Consider the following 24,059-nt stretch of genomic DNA (forward strand, 5'->3'; position numbering starts at 1 on the left):
ATAAATATTGGTAATTTAAGGATGTTTACCCTTTGTCTACCTTTAACTAACTAATATTGCCCAAAAAAAAAAAAAAAAGTTACTCTTTAAAATTAAATTATAATGAGCAACTTTGCGTAATATTTTTATATATTAGTATTTCTATATCTTGAACAGTAAGTCTTATATTATCATTTTAAATTAAATACTCTTTAACAACATATTCACTATTCATTAGCGCTAGATTTGCTAAGTAGGTCAAATTAAATTTAATGACATCTCCAACTTGATAATCTTTTTCGCTATTAGTTACATCCAGAATAGTATAATCTGGTCCTTGGCGTAAAATTTTAATATTATCGTCAGTGGCAATTAAATCATTACTATAACAATCTTGGTGGCCTAGAGCAATAACAGCCTGTTTATGATTTGGGTTGCTATCTCCTGCAAGAAGTTGATGATCACCACCAGTAACTGTAATTTTAGTTGATAAAGTTGATGGATAAACTTCAATAATTTGAGCTTCTAATCAACTTGTTTCTTGTTCTAAAAATGGAATTGGTTCATGATTTAATCCCACACCCATTAAAATTCCAGCACCACTGCGAATTTGATTATTAGCCCTATCAAGATTTTCACTATCTCAAATACTAATATGATTTGAGCCCCCACAACTAATCAATGAAATGTTAATCCCCATCTTTTCTTCAAGAATTCTTTTAAAATGAGCTAAATTATTTAGTTTATTAATAACAATTTCTGGTTCATCATATTGGCTAAGATTTGTTCCTAACCCCGCTAAAATTAAATTTGAAAAAGTAGTAATTTCTGTTAATTCCTCAATAAAATGATACTCACTGTCAAAAGCTGTATGTAATTCCTTTTCATTAATCATTAAAATAATCTCCACATGCTTATTTTGTCGAATTGCTTCTTGGTTTAAATTTCGCATTGTTTGTAAATCCGAAATAAAAGTACAGTCAGCATATTCAACTAAATATTTTAATTCTTTTAGCATTGGTGCCCGTAAAAGCATTTTTTTAATTGGAATATCTTGATATTTTTTTAAATTTAAAACGCGTGAATCACCAATTGTTTTGATTCCTTGGATTGCCAAGGCTCACACGATTTCTTCATGACCAGCCGCTAAATTTACAACACTAACTAAGTCTAAATTACGGTTAGCTGTTTCTTTTAACAATTCGCGGCAATTACGACGAATTTTTGATAAATCTCATGTAATTTTTGGATACATTTTTTCCCTCCCATGTTAATAGTTATTAATTGATGTTAATAATTAATATGGTTGCCTTGTAACTGCCTGGTATTAAATTAAAACCTAACCTTTAAAATGTTTTAACTGCTTTTTGAATTTGTTCATCATACTGATCCACTAATTGTTCAGGAGTTAATTCCTTCATTGGACTAACTTTTGTTCCTGCAATTAGAATTGGTTCATTAACTTGTGCGCCAACAAATTCTCATGTTCCTCTTAAGTATTCCGTATGATTTCCTCATAGATATCACCCATAAGGAGCTCCTTGAGTTGTCAAAATTTGTACTTTTAAATGTGGTAATAACCCAATTGCATCTCCTTTTTTTGAGTATTTATATGAAAATGTTTTATCTGCTACTAAAATATGGTCAAAATAATTTTTAACTAAACCACTAACATTAAAATTATTCATTGGGCAACTGATAATTACTTTATCAACACTTTTTAATTGATCAACGTAAAAATCAGTATCTTCTGCATTAAAAAAAGTTCCAAAGTTATCAACTGTTAAAGTTTTTAATGCCATTGCTGTTTTATTTAAATCTAAATAAATAAACTCGTCTTGGGGATTTAAAGTTTGATAATGTTTAATAAAGCGTTTTGTTAATGCGATTGAATATGAAGTTTTTTCTGGACTAACTGTCCCATTTATAACAAGAATTTTTTTGCTCATTGCTATTGCATCCTTTCTCATAGTGATATTAATATTTTACCACCTTGCCAAATATTCGATTAGATAAAATTTAATTTTTAGCAAAATTAAAAACTAGATTAAAACTTAATCTAGTTTAACATTATGATAGACTTCTTGGACATCATCACACTCATCAAGCATATTTAATAATTTTTCAAAACGTTCTTTTTCTTCCCCAGCTAAAATAATTTCTTCTTGCGCTAGCATTGTAATTTCAGCTATTGCAAAATCACTAATTCCCATACCATCTAATACTGTTTTAACAACATTAAAAGCAGTTGCAGGAGCATAGACAACAACTTGGTCTTCTTCATTAACAACATCATTAACATCACAATCTGCCAATAATAATTGTTCAAATACTTCATCAACACTATGCTTTGTAAAAGCAAATAAAGCTAAATGATCAAATAGATGTGTGACAGCCCCTGATACACCAAGCTTACCTCCTGTTTTAGTAAAACAATTACGAACTTCTGCTACTGCACGATTAACATTATTTGTTAATGTTTCAACAATAATTGCACTACCCCCAGGACCGTATCCTTCATAGCGAATTGCTTGGTAATTATCATTATCATTACCACTGGCCTTTTTAATTGCCCGTTCGATAACATCTTTTGGTACTTGTTTTGATTTAGCTTTATCAATTGCATTACGCAAAGCTAAATTAGCGGTTGGATCAGGACTTCCCTCACGAGCCGCTAAATAAATTTCTCGGGCCATTCGATTATATAATACAGCTTTTTTAGCCGATGTTGCGGCCATTGATTGTTTACGAACTTCAAATGCTCTTCCCATTGTTTTTTCTCCTTTTTCTTCCTTACTTATTATACCTTAAAGTTTATTTTTTATATTCCATAACAATCGCATTACTTTGCCCATAATAATTATCAATTGTCCGAATTATGTAAAAACCATTATCTTGATATAACTTTTGGGCAATTATGTTTATTGTATTTACTTCTAAAAACATTTTTTCAAATTCAAGTGTAGTTAAAAGATATTGTAAAAATCATTTCCCATAGCCTTGATGCTGTTCTGATTTTTTAATTGTTAACCTAATTAATTCCAAATCCGGACCACTTTTTAATAACAAAGCATAACCAATTACTTTATCATTGAAAAGCAGTTTTAGACAATAATAATTTTGATCATTTATCATTAAAATTAAATTACGATATTTATAATACTGTTCACGATAGTTCTCTTTTTCTAGCAAAAAAATCAAAACACCATCGCTGTTGTTAATTGGTCTAACGGTTAGTTTCATTACTTTCAACCGCTTTTTTGAAATATAATGGTATTAAATCATCTACTGTTTCATTAAGGATAAAATAAGGTTTTAAATTTAAATAATTATTTAAATAATCAAATTCAAGCAAATCTTCACGGATTTCATAACCTGAAAACTGTTGACTAATTTCCCGACAATTTTCTAATGTTAACAACTGGATTGGAATAATTTCTTGGCCATTCTGATAAATCGCAAAATAAAATTGACCACCTTTCGCATCAATCATTGAAATACAATTATCTAAACCAGCTTGGTATAATAGACTATTAATTGTATAAACTTTGAAATCAGGATTAATTGTTTTCAGAATCTTTGCGATTGTGATTGGAACGCGAATTCCCGTGTAACTTCCTGGCCCCATAGTTAAATATAGGGCTGTAAGGTCTTTTAACTTTAAGTGTTGTTCATCAAGTAACTTTTTGATTGTTGGAACAGTTAATTCTGTGTGTTTTCGTTCCCCATCAAGATGATAATGACCAAGAACAATATTATTTGATTCTAAAATTAAGGTTAAATATTTTCCTGTTGTATCAATAAATAAACTATTCATGATAAAATTCCTCTTCTAATTTTGCTAATAACTCGGGGTTTGTTGTGCTAATATTAATTAATCGCCCAGTTGATAGTACTTCAATCGTAAGTTCTGTAATGACTCATGTTAATGGTAAATATTGTTTAATCGGTGCTGGTCATTCAATAATATTATAACAATCATTAGCAGCATCCAAATACATTTCTGCTTCTTCCGGAGAAATTTTATCTAATAAACGGTAAAAGTCAAAATGATTAACAATTAATTCATTTGGACATTGATATTGATTCATAATGACAAAAGTTGGTGAAGTCACTAATCCCTTATAACCAAGGGCAGTTAAAAGTAATTTTGTAATTGTTGTCTTACCAGCTGCTAAAGGTCCATTAAATAAAATTGCTTGGTTTGGACCAGCAAATTGCGCCAGAATTTGGGCGAGATTTTCACTGTCTTTTAAACTATTTATCTTAATTTGCATTTACTTCCTACTTTCTTTTTTAATTATACCGAGAAAATAAAATAACCCTTACTTTTTTTGAAAAATATGTAATAATAATATAAAAATACAATGAAAGGTTTATTTATAAATGAAAGATTTACTAATTATAGGCGCTGGTCCAGTTGGATTATATGCATGAAGTTGTGCTGGATTAATGGGCTTATCTGGATATATTATTGAAGGCAATTCTGTCCCCGGGGGACAGCCTGCCGAACTATTTCCCGACAAGGCAATTTATGATCTTCCTGGTATTGATAAAATTACAGGTCAAGATTTTGTTAATAACTTGTTAGCAAAAACCGAAAAATACTGTGGTAAGATTACCCTTTTATTAGAAACAAAAGTCGTGGAACTAACTGAAATTAATGATGGCTTTGCCGTTAAATTAACAAATAATACTGTGATTAAAGTCAAAACTATTCTAATTACAACTGGAAATGGGGTTTTTACCCCAATTAAATTAGAACAACTTGATAGTAGTTTTACCTATCAGAATCTAACTTATCAAATTACTAACCCCACCCAGTATCACAATAAAACAATTGCCATATTAGGTGGTGGTGATTCAGCTCTTGATTGAGCTAACCATTTTGTTGAAGAAAAAATTACCCCCCATGTCACAATTGTTCATCGGCGCGAACACTATCGAGCAAAAGATAGTAGCGTTGAAAAGTTAAAACAAAATCAAATCAAAGAATATAAAAACTATCATATTGAAGCAATCACAACTAATGGTGATTTAATCACTGAAATGAATCTTATTCATAATGCGGATAATAGTTTAATCCCTCTTCGTGCTGATTATTACTTAGTTCAATATGGAGCAAAAATTATGCCTTCAATTATTAGTCAATGACCATTAACATTTACACGAACAAATAAAATTATCATTAGCCCCAGTGGTCAAACTTCCCATCCGCGCATTTTTGCCGCTGGTAATATTGCGACATATGAAGGAAAATACTATAATATGGCAACTGGTTTTGGTGAAAGCATCAATGCCTTATATAATATTACAAAAATAATTCATGGTGAAAAATATCATCCTGGTTATTTAGGTGCTGATTTAACATAATATAAAAAAAGGAATTATTATAATTCCTTTTTTAACCTTTTAAGACATAAATTTCTTCTTCCCCACTTGGTCCGACATCAATCTCAAGATTAGTAATATGACTTTTGACTAAAACTTCTTCGCGTTCTCACATTTCTTGGTATGGATCTGTTGGCTCGGTTAAGTTAATAAAATCATCTTCAAATTTTGATTTACGAATTTTACGAGCTTTTTCTTGTTTTTTCATTCAAATTCGGTGAATAATTGGTAATCGTAAAATAATCCCTTTGACAGATCGAGGCGCTCATAAAATTGAATTTAGCAAAATTAACATAATTGAACTAACAATTAACCCAAAAAATATTGATAATAAAATATTTCATCCCCACTGATAATTAAATTTATCATCATAAATATTATTAGGATTATAGGAAACATTTATAAATAAATAGTTCACTAAAATCGCAATAATAATTGGAATTAATAGAATCATTCAATTACGAAGGACTCCTTTAAAATTACTATTATAAGTTAGATACATTCAATTATAAATTCATAAGTAAACAAAGCGGATAAAAGTTACTATACAAGTAATTATTAAAATTCCGTATAAAGCACTTTTATAATCATTAAAGGCAAACCGCGAAACAATCGCAACAATAACAGAAATAACAACATTAGCAATTCCTAGGTAAAAAATCGGCATTGCCACTTTTTGGTAGTTTCCTTTCGCATAAATTAAGACATTTGCCGGTTCTCCTAAAATAATAAAAACAGAAGAAATCGCAATTAATAACGAAAAAGTTGGATAATAAAAAATATCATTAAAAATAGCTATTTCTTGGGCTGTTCACCCCGAAAAATCACCACCAATTTGGGGAGCATATAATGCTGTCACAAAATATGGGGATAAAATGAACTGGTTAATAAATAAGAAGGCACCAATCATAAAAGCATATGTTTCAAACTTAATATAAGTATCCCAATTAATCCGGCCATTCTTTACTGTTCAAGCGGCAAAAAACTCACGGAAGGAATTAATTAGAATTAACATAATACTACGAACCCCAACCGCAATTGTCATATACAATGACAAACTTGAAGAAATATTCAAGCCTAACAATATCGCTACAATAATAGCATCTAAATTAATAATTAAAGTTTCCCCAATATTTTTAAAAACAATAATATTACTTTTTTTAACTAGTTGCATATTATCTTTTTGTTTCATAATTCTAATTCATGGATAATTTAATTTTACAAACAGATAAACTAAGACTCCCTTCATTAAGGAATACATTAGGAAAATTAAAAAAATAAAGAGTGGGTCAATTGTTACCGAAATTGCATAGAAAATAATTGAATATGCAACTAAATCACAAATCATCATTACTAGACGACGAATATGGTTATTTTGATCAGCTTGCATTAAATTTTCATAACAAGCTGTTCAAAATAACCCAATTAAATTTTTAGAACCAATTAAAACAACAATTATCATCATTTTCCATAGGGCATATTTTTCAGACACGCCATTAACGGTTACTAAAAAATCTTTTTCAAAAATATATGTGTAACTACTATATGCTAATGAAATTCCTAATAATAAAAATATCCCAATAATTCCAGCAATTCGATATTGATGCTTTGTTGTATTTAAAATTTCATTAGCGCGAATGTAATCCTTTTGTAATAAGGGTTTTAATAAAAAAATAACAGTTAAAGAGCCTAATGCTCCCTCAACACTTCCTAAAAAAGCAACAATTGCAATGGTATTCTTCACAAATCCGTTAAACTGTGAGCCATAACTTGAAATTAGTAAATACATTAAAATAAATTGGAAAATTGTCCCAATTAAAGAAGTTAATGCTCCAATTAAAATTGCAAAAATCCCTTTTTGTGTTGACAACATAATGTTCTCCTTTTTTCTATTCTTTCTTATTTTATAATATTTTCATCAACTTTAATAATCTTTTCATTTAAATATGCTAAATTACCTGAAAAATGATGAAATTCAATTTGATAGGCATATAGGGCAATCATAAAATTAGGGTTAACCCTTTTTGCACCATATTTTTGATCATTTACAACAGGATGCTTTAAATAACTTAATGTTGCTCTGATTTGATGTTTCCGCCCAGTTGCCAAGGTAACTTCTAATCACGTAGAATACCCTGCCGTTTGTATTATTTTAAAGCTTGTTTGACATTCTTGGCTTTGCTCAACTTTTTTGGGGCTGAAAACCATCCGTTTTCTTACTTCATCTTTATAAAGATGCCCAGTAATTGTTGTTAAGTCAGCGGGAAAAATACCTTCACAGTGAGCTAAATATTTTTTAACAATATATTTTTTATCATTAATTTTTGTTAATAAAATGTCTAGCGTTGGTTTGTTTTTGGCATAAATTACTAAGCCTCGGGTAAATTTATCTAACCGATGAATATGTGAAATTAAAAATGACTGCTCATAGTCAGGATCATATTGGTTGGTATTGATTAGATAATTACGAACCTCTTGGTCTAAACTATTATGGAGCGTTGAATGCATTTCAACACCATGGGGTTTATCAACAATTAATAAGTTTTCATCTTCATAAACAATTTTTAAAGTACTCTTATTACCGTCTCCCTGTAATTTAACAGTTGATCGGTGAATAACTTCAATATTTTTATCAAAAATTAAAATTTTATCATTAACAGCTAAAAGATATTTACGATCTTTCACACTTTTATTATTTACTTTGATTTTTTTGTTACGAAATAATTTATAAATAACCGACAAACTTGTTGTTGGCAACATTTTTTTTAAAAAATTAAATAATGTTTGGCCAGCATCATTGTGCTTTACTGTTAATTCTATAATTTGACTACTCATAATGCTCCTACTAAATCTACTATAATTCTACTAAGTTATTAAACAAAAAGAAAGAAAAATTTAAGAAGTTAACAGTTAACTTAAATTTTTCTGATGTTGTTTTATTTTTTTTGATTGTTTTTGTTTTGCAACAGGCGGATAATCCCCAATAAAAATTTCCTTACTATTAAAAATCATAATGGCAGTTGCTAAACATAAAATTGGACCAATTAATCAAATTCAAGTAAAAAACATTAAACTCATCATTAATAATCCCGCAGCGATTCGGGCCATTTGTCGTCCCCGTAAGATGAAAACATAACAAATAATCATCGCCACCAACATTATTACAGAAATTGCAAAAAAGGCAACTAGCGTTAATTTATTAGTAAAACTTAAATGCAGATATTCAAAGTCTTCTAAATTAGCAAAAATTATTAATGCACAAATGACAAGGTTCCCAACAGCAATTGCAATTGCAATTGCTCCCCCAATTTTTGCCGAACGAGCTGGTTGATAACAGCGTTTATCACAATTTGTTTTTGGTTGAGGATTTACTGGTTTATGATAACGATTATATAGTAAGTTGTTAATTCAAATATAGAAATATTGTAATAAGATTGCTACTGTAAAAATAACAACAAGGGAAATAACTAGTAATTCTTCGCCAAATTCTTTCGTATAATCCAAAAAGCCATAAGGAAATCATGAAATTGGTTCTTTACCATCTCATTGTCGTAACGTTCCTCGAATAATTGTAAAAGTAAAATACAATAACATGTAAAGCATAATTAGTCATAAATATAAATAATGATGTTTTAAACCATCATAGTTTTCATCCCCAGCGGTTAAAACATAACTTGTAATCATTGCAACAGGCATTACTAAATGTAAAATAACCGTCGCAATTCATCGTCATAAGTCATACTGATTTGGTTCTGAGGCTTGACTAAAAATACCAATTCAAAAAACAAGCATAGTAATTGTAATATAGGTTGTAACTGCCAAACGAATAATATAGTGTGGTTTAGTATTTTTAAATTTATTTTCAAATAAATAAATTAAAAAATAAAACGCTACTAAATAATTTGTTTGCGTTGTAAAATAAGCAAAATAAACCGAAGCACGATCTCCATATCCTAAATTAGCAAATTTTGGCATTGGATGAAAAATTGCTCAATAACAATCAAAAATTAAAAATAACACTAAGCAAATCAATGAAACTAATCGTAAGTAAAAATGGGTCTTGGGATTTCAAGTAAACACTGGCTAATTCCTCCTAATAATTTTTAAAATTAATGGTCAGGGCTAATTTTACCAGCCGCAAGGGCTGCTTGAATTGTAAAACTTTTATTATGGCCTGGTAAAACATGTCATTGTGGTTCCAAATTGGTCATTTTAACTAGTTCTTTAACAAAATATTGATTGTTACATAATTTTCCCGTATAACCTGGGGCATTACAATCTGGTAACAAACTAAATCCTGTTGTAATAAGATTTAGTTTTTTAATTCGCAATAACTGGGTTCCTTTTGTATGACCCGGAGCACTAAAAACTTCAACTTCATAACCAATATCATTTGTTGTAACATTACCATCTAATAATTCTAAATTAACAAGAGGATAATTAATAACTGGGCCAATAATGTCACCAGTAATATCATCAATACGTTTCTGGGCTAATAATTTTTCATCACTACGTTGTAAATAAATTTTAATATCTGGATATTTTGCTAAAACAAAATCTAACCCATCAAAATGATCAATATGACCATGACTAATAAATAATGCTTTTAAATTAATATTACGCTCTGCTAAATATTCGACAGCTTCTTTTGCCGCATTAGAAGCATCAATCATAATTGCTTCATTAGCATCATTAATAATTAAATAAACATTTTGATTATCATATGTTTGATCAATAAAATTTTTCATTTTTGCCATTTTTTATTATTCCCTTCTATTATTCGCTAAATTCATCAACTAAATATGAGCTATCTTCTAAATACATTACAAAATCATCAATTATTTCCATATAGGTACTAATACTTTCAAAACTATTATCATTTGTTAATTCTTGATAGTATAAATAAAGACGTTCTACAAAGGTAATTCCTAATTCCTTATTTAAAAATATATAACCAAATCAACGGCCAACACCAGCACAAGCTCCGGCTAAAATTCAAGAGATAAAACTTAAAATATGAGGATTATCTAAATTTTCATGATAAAATTGTGGACGAATAAAACCAGCTTTAATAATTTCAGATAATAAACTTAATAATAAATTAATATAATCTGTTGCTTCTCCTTGTGAATCACTGTCTTCTTCTACAGCATTGCTTACTTTTGTAAAACTATTCATCACTGCTTTATATAATGCTTTAAAAGATACAACATCTTCTAACTTTACTCCCGGAAAAAAATCATCTTCATGCTTAAAACCAACTTTTGTCCCTCAAACAGCTGAAGTATAAATACTATCAAATACTTCAATGCTTGGGCGATATCATTTAAAACGTAAGGTTACTTTTGGCTCTGTCATACCTTGTGCCTGTAATTGTTCATTTGTTAATTTTAAAATTTTTTGATAATTAATTTTAACATCTTTTTTTGCTAAAACTTTTACTATATATGTTTTTTCCATCAATAAATAACCCCTTTTTTATGTTGCCTATAATTTTGATATATCTAGATAAAAATATCTATGCAATATGATTATAGCACTATTTTGTGTGATTAGTATATTCTAGGCCTGATTTTAGAATTTGAAATATTTTTCAAGCGCCTCAGCTACTCCATCTTCATCATTTGATAAACATGTTATATTCGCATGTTTTTTAATATGGTCCCCAGCGTTAGCCACTGCTATTCCAATTCCCGCTCATTTTAACATTTCAACATCATTTTGTTCATTTCCGAAAGCCATTACTTCAATGGCCTTAATATTACTTAATTTGCATAACTGTTTTAATCCCCACGCTTTATTTGTTCCTTTTTTTGTAATTTCAACAATTGCATGGTCGGTTTTTACTTCATGGGAAATTTCTAAGCGTCCTTCTCAAACCCTAGCAATTGCAGCAATTGCAGCAATTGGTCCAGCCATAAATAATTTTCCAATTTTTAAATTATCTTCCCCTTGATATTCTACTAATACTACTTCTGTTGGTGATTTTGATTTAAAATTAGCAAAATAATGGGCAGTTATTTCATCATTAAAGTTTTGACAATAAATTTGTAAAAAATTAAAAGTTGATTGCTGATTTTCAAACATAATAATTGTTGAAATCCCTAATTCTTTAGCATCAGCAACCAGTTTGTCCACAAAATTAGTTGGTAAATGATCTTCATATAGTACTTCACCATTAAAGTTATTTCCAACCACAGCCCCATTTAAGGCAATTGAATAGTCATTTTCATCTTTTAAGCCAACTTTTTCAACTAAATGATTAATTTGATAAAGCGGTCGTCCCGAGGCGATAACTAATTTAATTCCTAATTGATTTAACTTTTGAAAAGTATTAACAGTTCGTGGTGATAATAATCCTTTTGAATTTAGTGATGTCCCATCTAAATCAACAGCAACAAGTTTAATTTTTGTATTCATATTTTTATACTCCTTTATAAAAACTATTCTATTATTAATTATTGCTTTTATTATATCTAAAATTAGCCCATAAAAATATTGAAAATTAATTTTCTAGAAATTTTAAAACTCGGTTATAATTAATTATAAGAAAGCATCTGCTTTCAAATTGTTTTATTAGTTAATAGTCTCAGACTATTTTAAAGGGAATTGAGTTAAAAGCTCAAGCTGCCCCAGCATCTGTAAGGATGATGAACATTGCATAAACTCACTGAGAATTTTCTTGGGAAGAGGCAATAAGTAAAGTGATTCCAAGCCAGAAGACCTACTGATAAAAGAAATAAAAAGTAAATATCCCTGGGGGTGTGATATTTATGAGCAACGTTAAGATTTTATTGTGATAATATCTTTTTTTAACTCATAAATAAAAACAAAGGGCCCTGATTTTCTTGGTCCTTTTTTATTTTTTTAACCTAAATATTAGGAAAGGAGTATCTTATGAAAAATTTTTCATGAAAAAAATATTTAATGTTTTTAAGTCTAGCAATCGTAATTCTTGGCGCAATTATTTTAAATATCATTTATATTCCAAAATATTATGATCAAGTCCATAAAAATAACAGTGTAGCTTATAAAAATGTTGAGATTCGGGCAACTAATCATAATGGAAAAGAGGCTTTTAATAAAACCTTAATTTTTAATAATGTAACAACATTAGCAGATGTGATTGAAAAAGACACAAAAGATTTTGGTTATTCAGTATCACCTGGAATTGGTATTTTTATTATTCGCATTGGCAACATTAAAACTGATATTAATTCAGAGTACTTTGACCTTCGCAGTGGTGATAGTAATGATAAAGATGCCCAAAACATTAATCCAATTTGTAATGGTAACAATAATAGTTGTCAAAAAGGAGCAACTGATATTATTTTAGAAGATATTAATGTTTTTCGTTTTATCTTAACGGCAGTTAATTAAAGGATTAAGAAAATGAAAAAAGATATTTTTTGAACAAGTTCAATTAAATTAACAATGAAAATTACAATAATTGCTGTTTTTAGTGCCCTTGGATTAGCTTTAAAAGCTGCTTTTGCTTTTTTACCAAATATTGAATTTGTTACCTTTATTTTAATGTTTAGTATTTTTTTCTTTAGCCTTGAAATTGGATTTGGTATCGTTAATGTTTATTGTACTTTAAATATGATAACCTTTGGAATTGCGGATTGAAGTTTAATGTATTTTGTTATTTTCAATTTATATGCGGTAATTATCCTTTGATTAAAACCCTTAATTAGTAAGTGATGGTGAACAATGATTATTATCAACGGTTTATTTGGATATTTATTTGGTAGCCTTTATGCCCTTCAAACTGTTTTTTTATTTAATTTCAGTGTTGGTTTAACTTATTGAATTAATGGATTAGTCTTTGATGCGATTCATGGGACCGGAAATATTATTATCACAGCACTGTTGTTTCCCGCCGTATATAAACTAATGGAACAACTAGCACAAAAATGACCATTTATTTTTAATAACCGTTTTATTATTAATAGCGAAATAAACGTTTGGCAAAAAAATAAACTGGCAAAAAAAGAATTAACATTAAGTTAATTCTTTTTTTGTTTTATAATAAATGTCCCATTTTATCTTTTTTGGTTTGAAAGTATTTTTCATTAGTTTGATTTTTACCAACAACTAATGGGGTTCTAACTGTAACATTAATTCCATTCGCAATTAACTGTTGAACTTTATCAGGATTATTTGTTAATAAATTAACTTCATTTATCCCTAATAACATTAAAGTTGCACTAGCACTATCATAATGTCTTAAATCAGGGGCAAAACCTAATTGCTCATTTGCTTGAACAGTATCATAACCTTCATCTTGGAGATTGTAAGCTTTCAGTTTATTAACCAAGCCAATCCCCCGTCCTTCTTGGGGTAAATATAAGACAACACCCGTATTAGCATTAATTGCTTGTAAAGCAGTTGCTAACTGTTCACCACAATCACAACGTAATGATCCTAAGACATCACCAGTAAAACACTCTGAATGTAAACGGACCAAAACTGGTTGGTTTACATTCAGTGGTTCTTTAATAATAGCTTTAATTATCTCGCGACCATTTTGATCGCTAAATAATTTTAAGGTAAAAGTTCCATATTTTGTTGGCAACTTTGTGCTGACAACATTAGTTAAGCTATTTTCGCCCATAAATATCATTCCTTACAATTAGTTCATCATTATATCTCGTAATTTTGATTTATTTTATAAACCACATTTTAACTGGACATTACAGTTATTACATGTAACACATCCTCCAGCATCAATCATTGTTCCTTCTTTACAAATTGGGCAAACGTCACCAACCTCAGCACCAATTTTACGGTCTTGGTTAATTCCACGCATTTTTCCAACAGTATGTAATTTTTCATCATCTTGTTGACCACTACGGTTATCAACTTCAACACCTAATTGATCAAAATTTAATTGTTCTAACGCTGGATGTTGTTCATCAGTTGTTAATGATAAAACTTGCGCATCACGAGAACCATCAACATAAACAGTTCCTCCTTTTGCCCCTCCTTTATATAAACGGGTATAAATTTTTTCAACATCTTTAACTGAGTAACCACGAGGGGCATTAACAGTTTTTGAAATTGATGAGTCAACTCAACGTTGAATAATACATTGCGTATCAGCATGGTCTTCAGGAGCTAAATCCATTGCGGCTACAAAAATATCTGGTAAGCTTGTCGCACTATAGCCGGGATTATATTTTAATCATTCATCAACAATTTTAGCATTTACTTCAATATTTTTTCCTAATCGTCCTGAACGATAGAATTTAAAGCCAAAGTATGGTTCTAATCCTGTTGATACTCCAACCATTGTTCCTGTTGAACCTGTTGGCGCAATTGTTAATAAGTGTGAATTACGAATACCATATTTTAAAATATCTTGACGAATATCTTCTGGCATTTTTTTCATATATCCAGTATTAATGAAACGTTCGGGACTAACTAAGAATGGGAATGACCCTTTTTCTTTTGCTAATTCAATTGAAGCACGATAAGCTTCTGTTGCCATTAATTCAAAAATTTTATCAACAATTTGATTACCTTCAACACTACCATAACGAACGCCATGGTAAATTAGTAAGTCATGTAACCCCATTACTCCTAATCCAACACGACGTTCTCCTAACGCTTGTTTTTGATTTGCTTCTAGGAAATATGGTGTTGCATCAATAACATTATCTTGCATTCTGACACAAGTACGAACTGTTTGGCTTAATTTGTCATATAAAATTTCTTTTGTTGTTTTATCAACAAAGTTTGCTAAATTAATTGCCGCTAAGTTACATACTGAATATGGTGCTAATGGTTGTTCACCACAAGGGTTTGTGGCAACAACTTTCATATCGTAAGCTTTCGCATTTGTCATATCATTTGCCGTATCAATAAAGAAAATTCCTGGTTCGGCTGAATAATTAGCACAGAAATTAATTAAATCTCATAAATCCCGAGCCTTCATTTTATAGTATGTTTTAACTTTATATCCTAAAGCTTTCCATTCATTGATATCCCCAATTTTTGACCAGTTTTCATCATAAAAAACTTTTTCCTCTTTTGTGTAATTATCCAAGTCCGGGAATTGTAATTCTCAATCTTCATTGTTTTCAACTGCTTGCATAAATTTATGGGTAATTGTCACTGAGATGTTAGCCCCTGATAAAAAGGCGGGGTTATTTACTTCTCATGTTCCCCCTTCATCTAATTTAATACGCGCTTCACGAACAACGGCACTATCATTAATATCCGCTTCTTTATTAACAGCATATTCATACAGTGTACGATCAAGACTTGTTAGTGGTGAAAACTTAATTTTACGACTAGCTTCATCACGAATTAGTTTATCATTACCATTTTCTTTTAATCAACGTAAAATTTTTGGATTTTGCATTTTTGAAATAATAAATTCAACAATATCAGGGTGTCAGTCAGCCATCATAATCATTTGGGCCCCTCTTCGTGACCCTCCTTGTTCAACTAAATGGGTCAAAGTCGATAAGTCATTTAACCATGATACTGCTCCCGATGAACGGCCACCAACTGTTTTTGCAACTGTTCCACGTGGGCGTAAAGTCGATCCATTCGTTCCAACTCCACCCCCATGAGACATAATTTCCATTACTTCTTTTCGGTGAATTGAAATTCCTTCCCGTGAATCTTTAATAAAGGGCATTACAAAACAGTTAAAGAATGTAACATCACTATTACTTCCAGCCCCATATAAAACTCGGCCAGCTGGAACAATATTTAAGTCCTTTAACTCATTGTAAAAACTTTCTAAATGTGATTGATGGTTTTGCTCTTGGTTACTTAAAGCGTTGGCAACTCTTCAAGCAATTTGTTCATAAAAGATTTCTAAAGGTTTTTCAACCATGTGTAAATTTTTACGAATTATATTATTACTATTATTAATTAATAAGTCTTTATCGATACTATGAACGTATTCTTCCTCAATTTTAATACCACAAGTTCCATTAATTCGATCAACTTCAACAATGTTTCCAATTCCGCGCGTTGGGAATCAGCCATCATCTTTAATAACTGTTAACACTAAATCGTTCTTTTTTAATGTTTTTAAAGTATTATCTTTTTGAGCATAGCGGTCTAAAACAACCATTCTTGAAACTCCATCAAAAACCATTTGATAACTATCCTCAATTTCTTTTAGATATGGGAAATGTTCACGAATATCTTGATTTAAACTTGCTATTAATTCTTTTGCGTACATTTTAAACTCTCCTTTTTGTCAAATTAGTGGACATAATTAAGTATACCAAAGTTTTTCATAGTTTTTAATTTGAAACACTTTTCTTTTTTGGTAAAAAAATGCTTTTGTTATTATACAAAAGCAATTGGTTGGCCAGGTTTTAATAATTTAATTAAAATCCCTTCTTTTTCCAGGTTTGCAAGGTAATTAGTTTTTTCATCAATTTTAATTGGTAATTTTGTGAGATAAATCTCCCCATTATAACGGTGATACTTCTCATTATCAATTAATAATGTATATGGTTTAACTTCGCCGCTAATTTCATTCTGAAATGGTACGACTGGGCTATTATTTTGTTCTAATCCCCGGCTTTCTAAAAACCTTAAAACATAAGAATTGCTATCTTCGCGCAGATGATAACGCTGATTTTTTAATTTTGCGATAATCTCTTTTGGCAGATTAGCATAATCTAATTTTATCGTAATATCATCCGATTTGTTAATTTTTGTTAAAAATTTTAATTCTTCTTCACTAACATTTAAATCACCAATAATACAAGTATCAATATTGTGTTTTTTGTATCATTGTAACTGAACATATGGTTCTAAAAAGCGCATTTTTTCAACTGTTGGTAATCCTTGAAAAACTGGTTTACGCGGATGAGTTTGAGATGCAATAAAAGCATTTGTTTTAATCCCATATTCTTTGATAATTCGATTGCGATAAATTAATGTTCCTTCATCCATCCCAGTATATGGTTTTGGATAAAAGTTATAAGAAACTGATAAACGACTACTACCACGTAATTTAATAATTTCAATAATATCTTCTAAACTATTATCACTACCATTGATTTGAATATCAAATGGTAATGTGTCAATTATTGTAATAACTTCATCAAGACTAAAACCAAAATCTAACCGAATAGCATCTGGCTTTCAAGTCATAATTTTAGCTTGATCAAAGTATTTTTTACTTAAATCAAGACAAACATACATCCCTAATTTTTGGGCATAACTAATTAAAGTTGCTAATTCAGTTTCGTTTTGCCTTTCCACCAAATGGCCACTACAAAAAACATAATTAAAACCGGCCCCCTGCGCTGTTTTTAAATAAACTTGGTTTTCGGCCAAACTCATTTCCCCGGTTGTATAAATTGAAACTCCTAGCATGCTGACCTCCTGTTATAGGAATAAAAGACATCTCAAAGGAGATGTCTTTTACCTTCAAATTATTGATTTTTTAATACTGCATCAATACTGTTATTAGCAGTAGCTAGTAAAGTAATACTCTCCTCGTAGTTAACATTACAGAAAATCATCACTATTGCATGTTTACATGAATAATTAGCTTCCACTAATACGGCATTGATTTTTTTATCATCTGCCCCAGTGATTTCTTTAATAATCCGTGCTGTTCGTACTTTTAACTTCTCATTTGAAGCTTTTAAATCAACCATTAAATTTTGGTAAACTTTTCCTCATTTAATCATTAATGTCGTCGAAATCATATTACATACTAACTTTGTTGCTGTTCCGGCTTTCATTCTTGTACTTCCGGTCACAACTTCTGGTCCGGTAACAACAGCAATTGTTTGGTCGGCAACTTGACTCATTTCTGAGTTTTTTGTCATACACATTCCAACTGCTAAAGCCCCAACTGTTTTAGCATATTCTAAACCAGCTAAAACATATGGTGTTCGTCCTGAAGCGGCAATCCCAATTACGGTATCTAATGGCCCTAAGTTAATTGCTTTTAAATCCGTAACCACTTGAAGTTCATCATCTTCGGCTCCTTCAACAGCATTACGAATAGCATAATCCCCACCAGCCATAATGCCAATAATAAGTTGATCACTAACACCATAAGTTGGAGGCATTTCTGAAGCATCTAAGACCCCAATGCGCCCTGATGTTCCGGCTCCAATATAAATAACTCGACCATTTTGTTGAAAGCGAGGAAAAATTAAATCAACAACAGTTGTAATTGTTGGTAATTCACTCTTAATAGCATCAGCAATTTTACCATCTTCATTATTAATTATTGTTAAAATTTCTAATGTACTTTTTTGGTCAATATCCATACTATTTAAATTTCTTTGCTCAGTATCAATTTTTGACAAATCAATTTTTTTCATAAATAACTCCTTCATTTAACTTCTATTCTACTTTTGTTTTAGCAATTTTTAAGCGCTCAGCTTTTGGTAATTGATAATATGATACTGTTCAATACACAAAAATCCCAACTACTGTGCAAAAAGCTGCTGTTCATAACATTTGTTGTCAAAGTTTATATTTACCATTTTTTTTGTATAAATCTTTCATGTCTTTGCCACCAATTTTAACAATTCGTGAATATCCAAATAAGGTTACTAATAGTCCCCCAGCAATGGCAATTCCACAACCAATTAAATATAGCATTACTGCTAAAACAATATTTCCTGAATCAGTAGTCATCATAAAGGCTGCTAAAATTCCTGATGGACCAAACATAGCGTTAAGACCAAAAGTAATGTTTCCTCACATTGACATTGCACCAATAAAGAATCCAGCAAAACCAGCACCAATTGATGAAGTAATGAATGGACGAACACGAGGTAAAGTTACTCCATAAATCATTGGTTCCCCAATTCCAAAGAACGCCGGAATTAATGATCCTTGGATTTGACGACGTAATAAACTACCTTTATCAGCTAATAATCATAAAGCAATTCCAGTACCAAACTGAGCCATTCCAGCCATTGCTAAAATTGGGAATAATCCATTAACACCAGTTTGTTGAATCATCATTGCATAAATTGGAACAAATCCTTGGTGAATTCCAAACGCTACCGCAGTTAAGAAGATTGCGGCTAAGACGAAGGCCCCAAATGGATTTGTATGGAGATGAAGAAAGAATCATGCCACTCCCATGTATAAGTATCCCGAAACTGGAATTAATACAAAGATATTTAAAATTAATAAAGCAAATAAGACTATTGTTGGTGTTCCAATTGTATCAAGAACCCCCGGCATAAACTTACGAACCCCACGTTCAATTCAAATTGAGGCTGCTGCTGTTAATAACGCTCCTAAAATGTTTCCTGAAGCATAACCAAATACTCATTGGCCACTCTCATTCATTTCGGGACGGAAACCAACTGTTAATCAGTTACTTGCTGGATTATGAATTGGAATTCCTAAAAAAGTAATATTATTTGGATCAGTATTCATAATTAATTTAATTAATTCTGAACCAAAAACTGGAGAATAAATTGAAGCAACCATTGCTCCTAATACTCCACTACCTCCAAAAACTTCGGCTGTTCTTCAACCAACAATAATAATAAAGGCATTTTTTCAAATATTTAATAATAAGTTTAGTGCATTGAATCATGATTGAACAGCTGGTGAAGCAGTTGTAATATCGCCCCCAAAAGCTGATTGCATAATTCCAGCAATTCCAGCTAGAATCCCAGCTCCAATGAAACCAATAATCATTGGCGAAAAAATTCGTGAAAACTTCGTAAAGAAGTTTTGTAATCAATTTGATTTCCCTTTAATTGCTCCTTTAACTTGTTTTGCAACGTCAGCAGCACTAACAAAGTCAACACTTTGTTCAGCACCATCAACTGGACTAGTTTGTTGGGCATTAACTAGTTTCCCAAATTCTTGAGTAACTGTACCAACAAAACCAGGTCCTAAAACGATTTGTAATTCAGTTGCTGAGGGTGTTAAAATTCCCATTACATTTGTTACTGTTTTTAATTTTTCTAAATCTACGTTAACGCCAGGTTTGATGTTTAAGCGTAGTCTTGTTAAACAATTTGTAAATGAAACAACATTCTCAGGCCCAATTACAACGACAAGATCTTGTGCGGTTTGTTTTGGATTTTTTGCCATTTTTCTATTCCTCCTGATATATCCATTATTATCATAAAACAACTGCCCTTAATTCACAATTAAAAACAGTTGTTCTGTAATTTCACATCAAAAATTGTAAAATTTCCTATTTAAAATTTATTAATAATGGTATTTTCTAAAATATGGTGGTATTTTTCCATATCGGTTGTTAATAAACTTGAGTAAAGCATATCTAATGCAAATAATAATGCAAAACGACTTGTTGTTGAAATTAATCGTTCAATTGATTCATTACTTGAAATGGTAATAGCATAATTAGCAATTGCTGCTAAACTGTTATTGGCATTCTTACAAATAACAGTAATAGGGGTTTTATTATCATGACAAACTTTTGCTAATTTAATTAAATCTAAAGTTTCACCTGAATAACTAATAAAAATTGCTAAATCATCGGGTGATAATTGTTTTGCTAGAAAATAACCACTATGAAAATCGTTGACAACAAAAATATTAAATCCTAGCCGTAATAATTTTTCTTGAAAATCCTTGGCAACGTTATATGTTCCCCCCACGGCAAAAACAATAATTTTGTGGCTTTTTTTAATTAAGGTAATTATTTCTTCAAAACTCGCTTTTTGCTTAATTACTAAACGAAAAGTATCATGTAAAGTTTTAACAGTATTGTGGTATCCCTTAATCATAAAACTATTATTATTTTGTTCATTTAAGAGAAATTCTTCCCCCGTTAAATTAAAATTAAAATACTTAATAACATGAATTAATTCTTTGTAACCATCTAAATCAAGGTATTTGGTAAAACGATTGATTGTTGCAACAGAAGTGTAAGTATATTCTGCCATTTCGGTAATTGTAATATCAGGGATAATAGCTAAATTTTGAATAATATACTTTGCAATAAATGAAAAGCGATGATCACTGTTTAAACTAATTTCCTTGATTTTCCGAATAATATCATTTTCTGTCATAATTGCCCCCTAATGTTTTTTATTATATCGTTCAAAAATAAACCATAAAATCATTAATCCAAAAAAGCCTAATCCTGCTAGTGATAAAAGAACAATCGCGACAATGATAAAATCAAATAAATAAAATATTGTCCCGATTCCTGCTAATACTGCTAATCCAAATAATGATCAACTAATAATTCATTTTTGCTTTGTTGAAAAACTAAACATCTTTTTCACCTTCCAATTAATATAACTATATTATAACTAATTTATTGCTATTTTGATACTTAGTTTAATATATAAATTTGGCGTTATAAAAAACAAAGTTAGCATATTTAACTTTGCTTTTTTAAAATTTATTACTTATTTCTTAACTGGTAAATGTTTATCATAGAATTTAAGAATATCGGCCATTAACTACTTTTTTAATTGCTTCAATTGTTAAAATATTTTCAAAATAATATCTAAAAGACTAATTATTTTAGTATCTTAAAATATTTAGATAATTTGAATTATCTAAATATTAAAATGCTAATCAATATTTAGGGTATACATTCCTTCTGTTGAGAAACCAACAAATTTTCCATTTTTTAATCTAAGTCTAACCGTTATATCACCAAAATTTCCCTTTCCTTTTTCTTTAAAACTTAAATCTGAATATAAATGATAAATATTATTGTGTTTGTCGGCTAAAATAATACCCAAGTTTTCAAATTCATAAAATGAAAAGTCTTTACCATTACCATAATCAAAACATAATCGTTTTTGAACACTATAATCACTATTTAATGTAGCAATTTCTTTCCCAGAATTACTTACTAAAAAAATTGCTCCATTTTTCAACTGCCATAAGTTATCAAAAAAAGCGTTATCAATAATTTGGAGGATTTTTTGAAAAGTTCCATCGGGATTTAATTGAAATAATGTAGAAGTTTTGGTTCCATCATTAGCCTGATTTAACCCCAAAATATTTCCATTTTGTAAAAAAATAATGTCTATTGGACTAGCCCCAGGGCTGTTAGGGTTATCTTTTACTTCTTTTAATATTTTTCCAGTACTACTATCTATTAAATAGCGGGAATAAGTCAAAGAACTAGTATTAAACCGTAAGGCAAGTAACTTATCATTATCAGGTGTTCTTATAATTTTTGTCCATTCATACTGATAGATTCTGTCAATATATTTACCATCAAAACTAAATAAATGTGTTCCTCATAATACCCCTTTTTCAGAAGTTACTGCTCCTGATAATAATATTAACTTAGAATCTAATTCAAATGCTGTCTTTATACTCGGAATTTCTCTAAAATTCTGTTCTAACTTTTCTTTTATTGTGCCTATTTTATCATTAAAACTTCGAAACTCTACTTTAATAAAATAACTATCAATATAATAATCTTTACTATCACTTTTAACTTTAATATTTGCTTCCTTATCAAGAACAGCCCCTGGCAAAACTTCAATTTGTTCAGTAAGAACATTACTATTTTTTAATTTAACAGCTTCTAAAATGGTACTAGATTTATAATTTTTAATATCCCCTAAATTAATTTCAGTTAAATCATTTGATAACATTTTTCTACCAGTATTACTAAAATATAATTCTAACGAATCACCAAAAACATAAATTGATTTGCTTTCCCGTTTCGAAACTAAATTTCCTTTTAAGATAATTTGATTATTTTCAACTGTAATAATATCTTCAATATTGACATATTCTAATTTTAAATTTGGATTTCCTAATTCAATAATTTTCAATAATTGTTTTAGAGTTGGTGAATTAGTATTGATAAAAAAATTTCTTTTTGTGACATGGGTTAATAAAGAAATCTTTTGAGGTAAAAAAGAAACTATTATTGTTGAATCATTTTTATAGATGTTACTTGAAGATTTTACATAAATAATTGCATTTTCCCTAGTTATATTTTTAACTAGTAAATTATCAATTTTTAAATCCGGATTTTTATCCTTTGCTACCGTTAAAATTGTTTCAGCCCGATTATCAGCAATAACTCCTAATTGAGAATTATCAAAATGCTCAGATAAATCAATTCGTTGCTTATTTGGAGGAATTATTGATCCGGAATTGTTTTGCCCTGATAAAAAATATCATCCTAAAAGCCCTCCCATTGCTCCAAACATTAAAATAAAGACTAAACTAAGTAGCATAATTGTTTTTCTCATTTTTGACATATGCAAAAAATGTTGACGATTAATTACCATTATTTGGCGATTAAAACTTTGTTTTAAGGCGTGATTATTTTTTTCAATTATTTTTGGAATTAATGTTTGCTGTTTTTTTGTAGTTGTTAAACTATTTGAAATTAAATTATAGCCCTTAATTTTATGAATTGTTTGTTGTGATAATAAGATAGTATTATTAATAACTGGTATTTTGGTAGTGCCATCACCATTATAAATTGAATCTTTTCAGATAAAAACATATGAGTCCTGGCGACAAAAAATTAATGCCAAAGGCAAAATGTTTTTATCGTCTAATACATCACGGGTTTTATCAACTTTACATTTAAATAAATCTAAGTCATTTAAATTCTTTTCTGGATTATCTTTAACATATTCGATAACGTTTCTAAATTTAAATTGACAATCATAGCACATTTTATTGTAAATTAATTCAATTTTATTTTTCATATTTAATTTTCTCCTAAAACGATTTACAAACTTTTTAATTAT

The 24,059-nt window shown here is 29.7% G+C and carries 23 protein-coding genes and 1 riboswitch; of the genes, 3 read left to right on the forward strand and 20 right to left on the reverse strand.

What is annotated here, in order from left to right; genetic code table 4:
* Window positions 1–175: 175 nt before the first annotated feature.
* From SCHRY_RS03520 to tsaE, 6 genes are all read right to left on the reverse strand, one after another.
* Window positions 176–1,234: an alanine racemase gene (locus SCHRY_RS03520; RefSeq protein WP_016339095.1), complete on the reverse strand. Its 1,059-nt coding sequence runs from the start codon at window positions 1,232–1,234 to the stop codon at window positions 176–178.
* Between the two features lie 91 nt (window positions 1,235–1,325).
* On the reverse strand, window positions 1,326–1,928 hold the full coding sequence (locus SCHRY_RS03525; RefSeq protein ID WP_016339096.1) for an FMN-dependent NADH-azoreductase: 603 nt from the start codon (window positions 1,926–1,928) through the stop codon (window positions 1,326–1,328).
* A 105-nt stretch (window positions 1,929–2,033) separates the two neighbouring features.
* Window positions 2,034–2,750 (reverse strand): YebC/PmpR family DNA-binding transcriptional regulator, encoded by a 717-nt coding sequence (locus tag SCHRY_RS03530; RefSeq protein WP_016339097.1) that lies wholly within the window; start codon window positions 2,748–2,750, stop codon window positions 2,034–2,036.
* A 43-nt stretch (window positions 2,751–2,793) separates the two neighbouring features.
* Window positions 2,794–3,222 (reverse strand): GNAT family N-acetyltransferase, encoded by a 429-nt coding sequence (locus SCHRY_RS03535; RefSeq protein ID WP_016339098.1) that lies wholly within the window; start codon window positions 3,220–3,222, stop codon window positions 2,794–2,796.
* Window positions 3,206–3,796 (reverse strand): tRNA (adenosine(37)-N6)-threonylcarbamoyltransferase complex dimerization subunit type 1 TsaB, encoded by a 591-nt coding sequence (gene tsaB / locus SCHRY_RS03540; RefSeq protein WP_016339099.1) that lies wholly within the window; start codon window positions 3,794–3,796, stop codon window positions 3,206–3,208. Before tsaB ends, SCHRY_RS03535 begins: the two co-directional genes overlap by 17 nt.
* Window positions 3,789–4,256 (reverse strand): tRNA (adenosine(37)-N6)-threonylcarbamoyltransferase complex ATPase subunit type 1 TsaE, encoded by a 468-nt coding sequence (gene tsaE / locus SCHRY_RS03545; protein ID WP_016339100.1) that lies wholly within the window; start codon window positions 4,254–4,256, stop codon window positions 3,789–3,791. Before tsaE ends, tsaB begins: the two co-directional genes overlap by 8 nt.
* A gap of 109 nt (window positions 4,257–4,365) precedes the next feature.
* On the opposite strand from tsaE, the gene SCHRY_RS03550 reads away from it, so the two are divergent.
* A complete protein-coding gene (locus tag SCHRY_RS03550; RefSeq protein WP_016339101.1) occupies window positions 4,366–5,352 on the forward strand; it encodes an NAD(P)/FAD-dependent oxidoreductase in 987 nt (328 codons plus the stop codon).
* A 31-nt stretch (window positions 5,353–5,383) separates the two neighbouring features.
* Here SCHRY_RS03550 and SCHRY_RS03555 read toward each other — a convergent pair whose 3' ends face one another.
* The 6 genes from SCHRY_RS03555 to SCHRY_RS03580 all read right to left on the reverse strand — a co-directional run bounded on the left by SCHRY_RS03555 (window position 5,384) and on the right by SCHRY_RS03580 (window position 11,790).
* Window positions 5,384–7,243: a hypothetical protein gene (locus SCHRY_RS03555; protein ID WP_016339102.1), complete on the reverse strand. Its 1,860-nt coding sequence runs from the start codon at window positions 7,241–7,243 to the stop codon at window positions 5,384–5,386.
* A 26-nt stretch (window positions 7,244–7,269) separates the two neighbouring features.
* Window positions 7,270–8,205, reverse strand: a complete 936-nt coding sequence (locus tag SCHRY_RS03560; RefSeq protein ID WP_016339103.1) for an RluA family pseudouridine synthase — start codon at window positions 8,203–8,205, stop codon at window positions 7,270–7,272.
* A gap of 75 nt (window positions 8,206–8,280) precedes the next feature.
* On the reverse strand, window positions 8,281–9,450 hold the full coding sequence (locus tag SCHRY_RS03565; protein WP_016339104.1) for a hypothetical protein: 1,170 nt from the start codon (window positions 9,448–9,450) through the stop codon (window positions 8,281–8,283).
* Between the two features lie 29 nt (window positions 9,451–9,479).
* The gene (locus SCHRY_RS03570; RefSeq protein ID WP_016339105.1) at window positions 9,480–10,127 is read right to left on the reverse strand and encodes an MBL fold metallo-hydrolase; all 648 of its coding nucleotides are present in this window, start codon (window positions 10,125–10,127) and stop codon (window positions 9,480–9,482) included.
* A 19-nt stretch (window positions 10,128–10,146) separates the two neighbouring features.
* Window positions 10,147–10,830, reverse strand: coding sequence for a hypothetical protein (locus tag SCHRY_RS03575; protein WP_016339106.1), 684 nt, complete (start codon window positions 10,828–10,830; stop codon window positions 10,147–10,149).
* Window positions 10,831–10,944: 114 nt separating this feature from the next.
* Window positions 10,945–11,790 (reverse strand): Cof-type HAD-IIB family hydrolase, encoded by an 846-nt coding sequence (locus tag SCHRY_RS03580; protein ID WP_016339107.1) that lies wholly within the window; start codon window positions 11,788–11,790, stop codon window positions 10,945–10,947.
* 140 nt (window positions 11,791–11,930) lie between these two features.
* Window positions 11,931–12,116, forward strand: a riboswitch (cobalamin riboswitch).
* A gap of 151 nt (window positions 12,117–12,267) precedes the next feature.
* On the opposite strand from SCHRY_RS03580, the gene SCHRY_RS03585 reads away from it, so the two are divergent.
* Both SCHRY_RS03585 and SCHRY_RS03590 read left to right on the forward strand, forming a co-directional pair.
* Window positions 12,268–12,750: a hypothetical protein gene (locus SCHRY_RS03585; RefSeq protein ID WP_016339108.1), complete on the forward strand. Its 483-nt coding sequence runs from the start codon at window positions 12,268–12,270 to the stop codon at window positions 12,748–12,750.
* A 12-nt stretch (window positions 12,751–12,762) separates the two neighbouring features.
* Window positions 12,763–13,383 carry a hypothetical protein gene (locus SCHRY_RS03590; RefSeq protein ID WP_016339109.1) on the forward strand — a complete coding sequence of 207 codons (621 nt, stop codon included), beginning with the start codon at window positions 12,763–12,765 and terminating at the stop codon, window positions 13,381–13,383.
* Window positions 13,384–13,396: 13 nt separating this feature from the next.
* Here the strand turns inward: SCHRY_RS03590 and ribA are convergent, their stop codons facing one another.
* From ribA to SCHRY_RS03630, 8 genes are all read right to left on the reverse strand, one after another.
* Complete coding sequence (ribA, locus tag SCHRY_RS03595; protein ID WP_016339110.1) at window positions 13,397–13,987, reverse strand: GTP cyclohydrolase II; 591 nt, start codon at window positions 13,985–13,987, stop codon at window positions 13,397–13,399.
* A 54-nt stretch (window positions 13,988–14,041) separates the two neighbouring features.
* The gene (locus SCHRY_RS03600) at window positions 14,042–16,576 is read right to left on the reverse strand and encodes a vitamin B12-dependent ribonucleotide reductase (protein ID WP_016339111.1); all 2,535 of its coding nucleotides are present in this window, start codon (window positions 16,574–16,576) and stop codon (window positions 14,042–14,044) included.
* A gap of 110 nt (window positions 16,577–16,686) precedes the next feature.
* Window positions 16,687–17,727 (reverse strand): MupG family TIM beta-alpha barrel fold protein, encoded by a 1,041-nt coding sequence (locus SCHRY_RS03605; protein ID WP_016339112.1) that lies wholly within the window; start codon window positions 17,725–17,727, stop codon window positions 16,687–16,689.
* 59 nt (window positions 17,728–17,786) lie between these two features.
* Window positions 17,787–18,692 carry an N-acetylmuramic acid 6-phosphate etherase gene (gene murQ / locus SCHRY_RS03610; RefSeq protein WP_016339113.1) on the reverse strand — a complete coding sequence of 302 codons (906 nt, stop codon included), beginning with the start codon at window positions 18,690–18,692 and terminating at the stop codon, window positions 17,787–17,789.
* Between the two features lie 22 nt (window positions 18,693–18,714).
* Window positions 18,715–20,436 carry a PTS transporter subunit EIIC gene (locus SCHRY_RS03615; protein ID WP_016339114.1) on the reverse strand — a complete coding sequence of 574 codons (1,722 nt, stop codon included), beginning with the start codon at window positions 20,434–20,436 and terminating at the stop codon, window positions 18,715–18,717.
* Window positions 20,437–20,546: 110 nt separating this feature from the next.
* Window positions 20,547–21,383 (reverse strand): MurR/RpiR family transcriptional regulator, encoded by an 837-nt coding sequence (locus SCHRY_RS03620; RefSeq protein ID WP_016339115.1) that lies wholly within the window; start codon window positions 21,381–21,383, stop codon window positions 20,547–20,549.
* 9 nt (window positions 21,384–21,392) lie between these two features.
* Window positions 21,393–21,593 carry a hypothetical protein gene (locus tag SCHRY_RS03625; RefSeq protein WP_016339116.1) on the reverse strand — a complete coding sequence of 67 codons (201 nt, stop codon included), beginning with the start codon at window positions 21,591–21,593 and terminating at the stop codon, window positions 21,393–21,395.
* Window positions 21,594–21,896: 303 nt separating this feature from the next.
* Window positions 21,897–24,017, reverse strand: coding sequence for a hypothetical protein (locus SCHRY_RS03630; RefSeq protein WP_016339117.1), 2,121 nt, complete (start codon window positions 24,015–24,017; stop codon window positions 21,897–21,899).
* Window positions 24,018–24,059 lie beyond the last annotated feature (42 nt).

It is taken from the genome of Spiroplasma chrysopicola DF-1 (genome assembly GCF_000400935.1).
GTDB classification, from domain to species: Bacteria; Bacillota_I; Bacilli_A; order Mycoplasmatales; family Mycoplasmataceae; genus Spiroplasma; species Spiroplasma chrysopicola.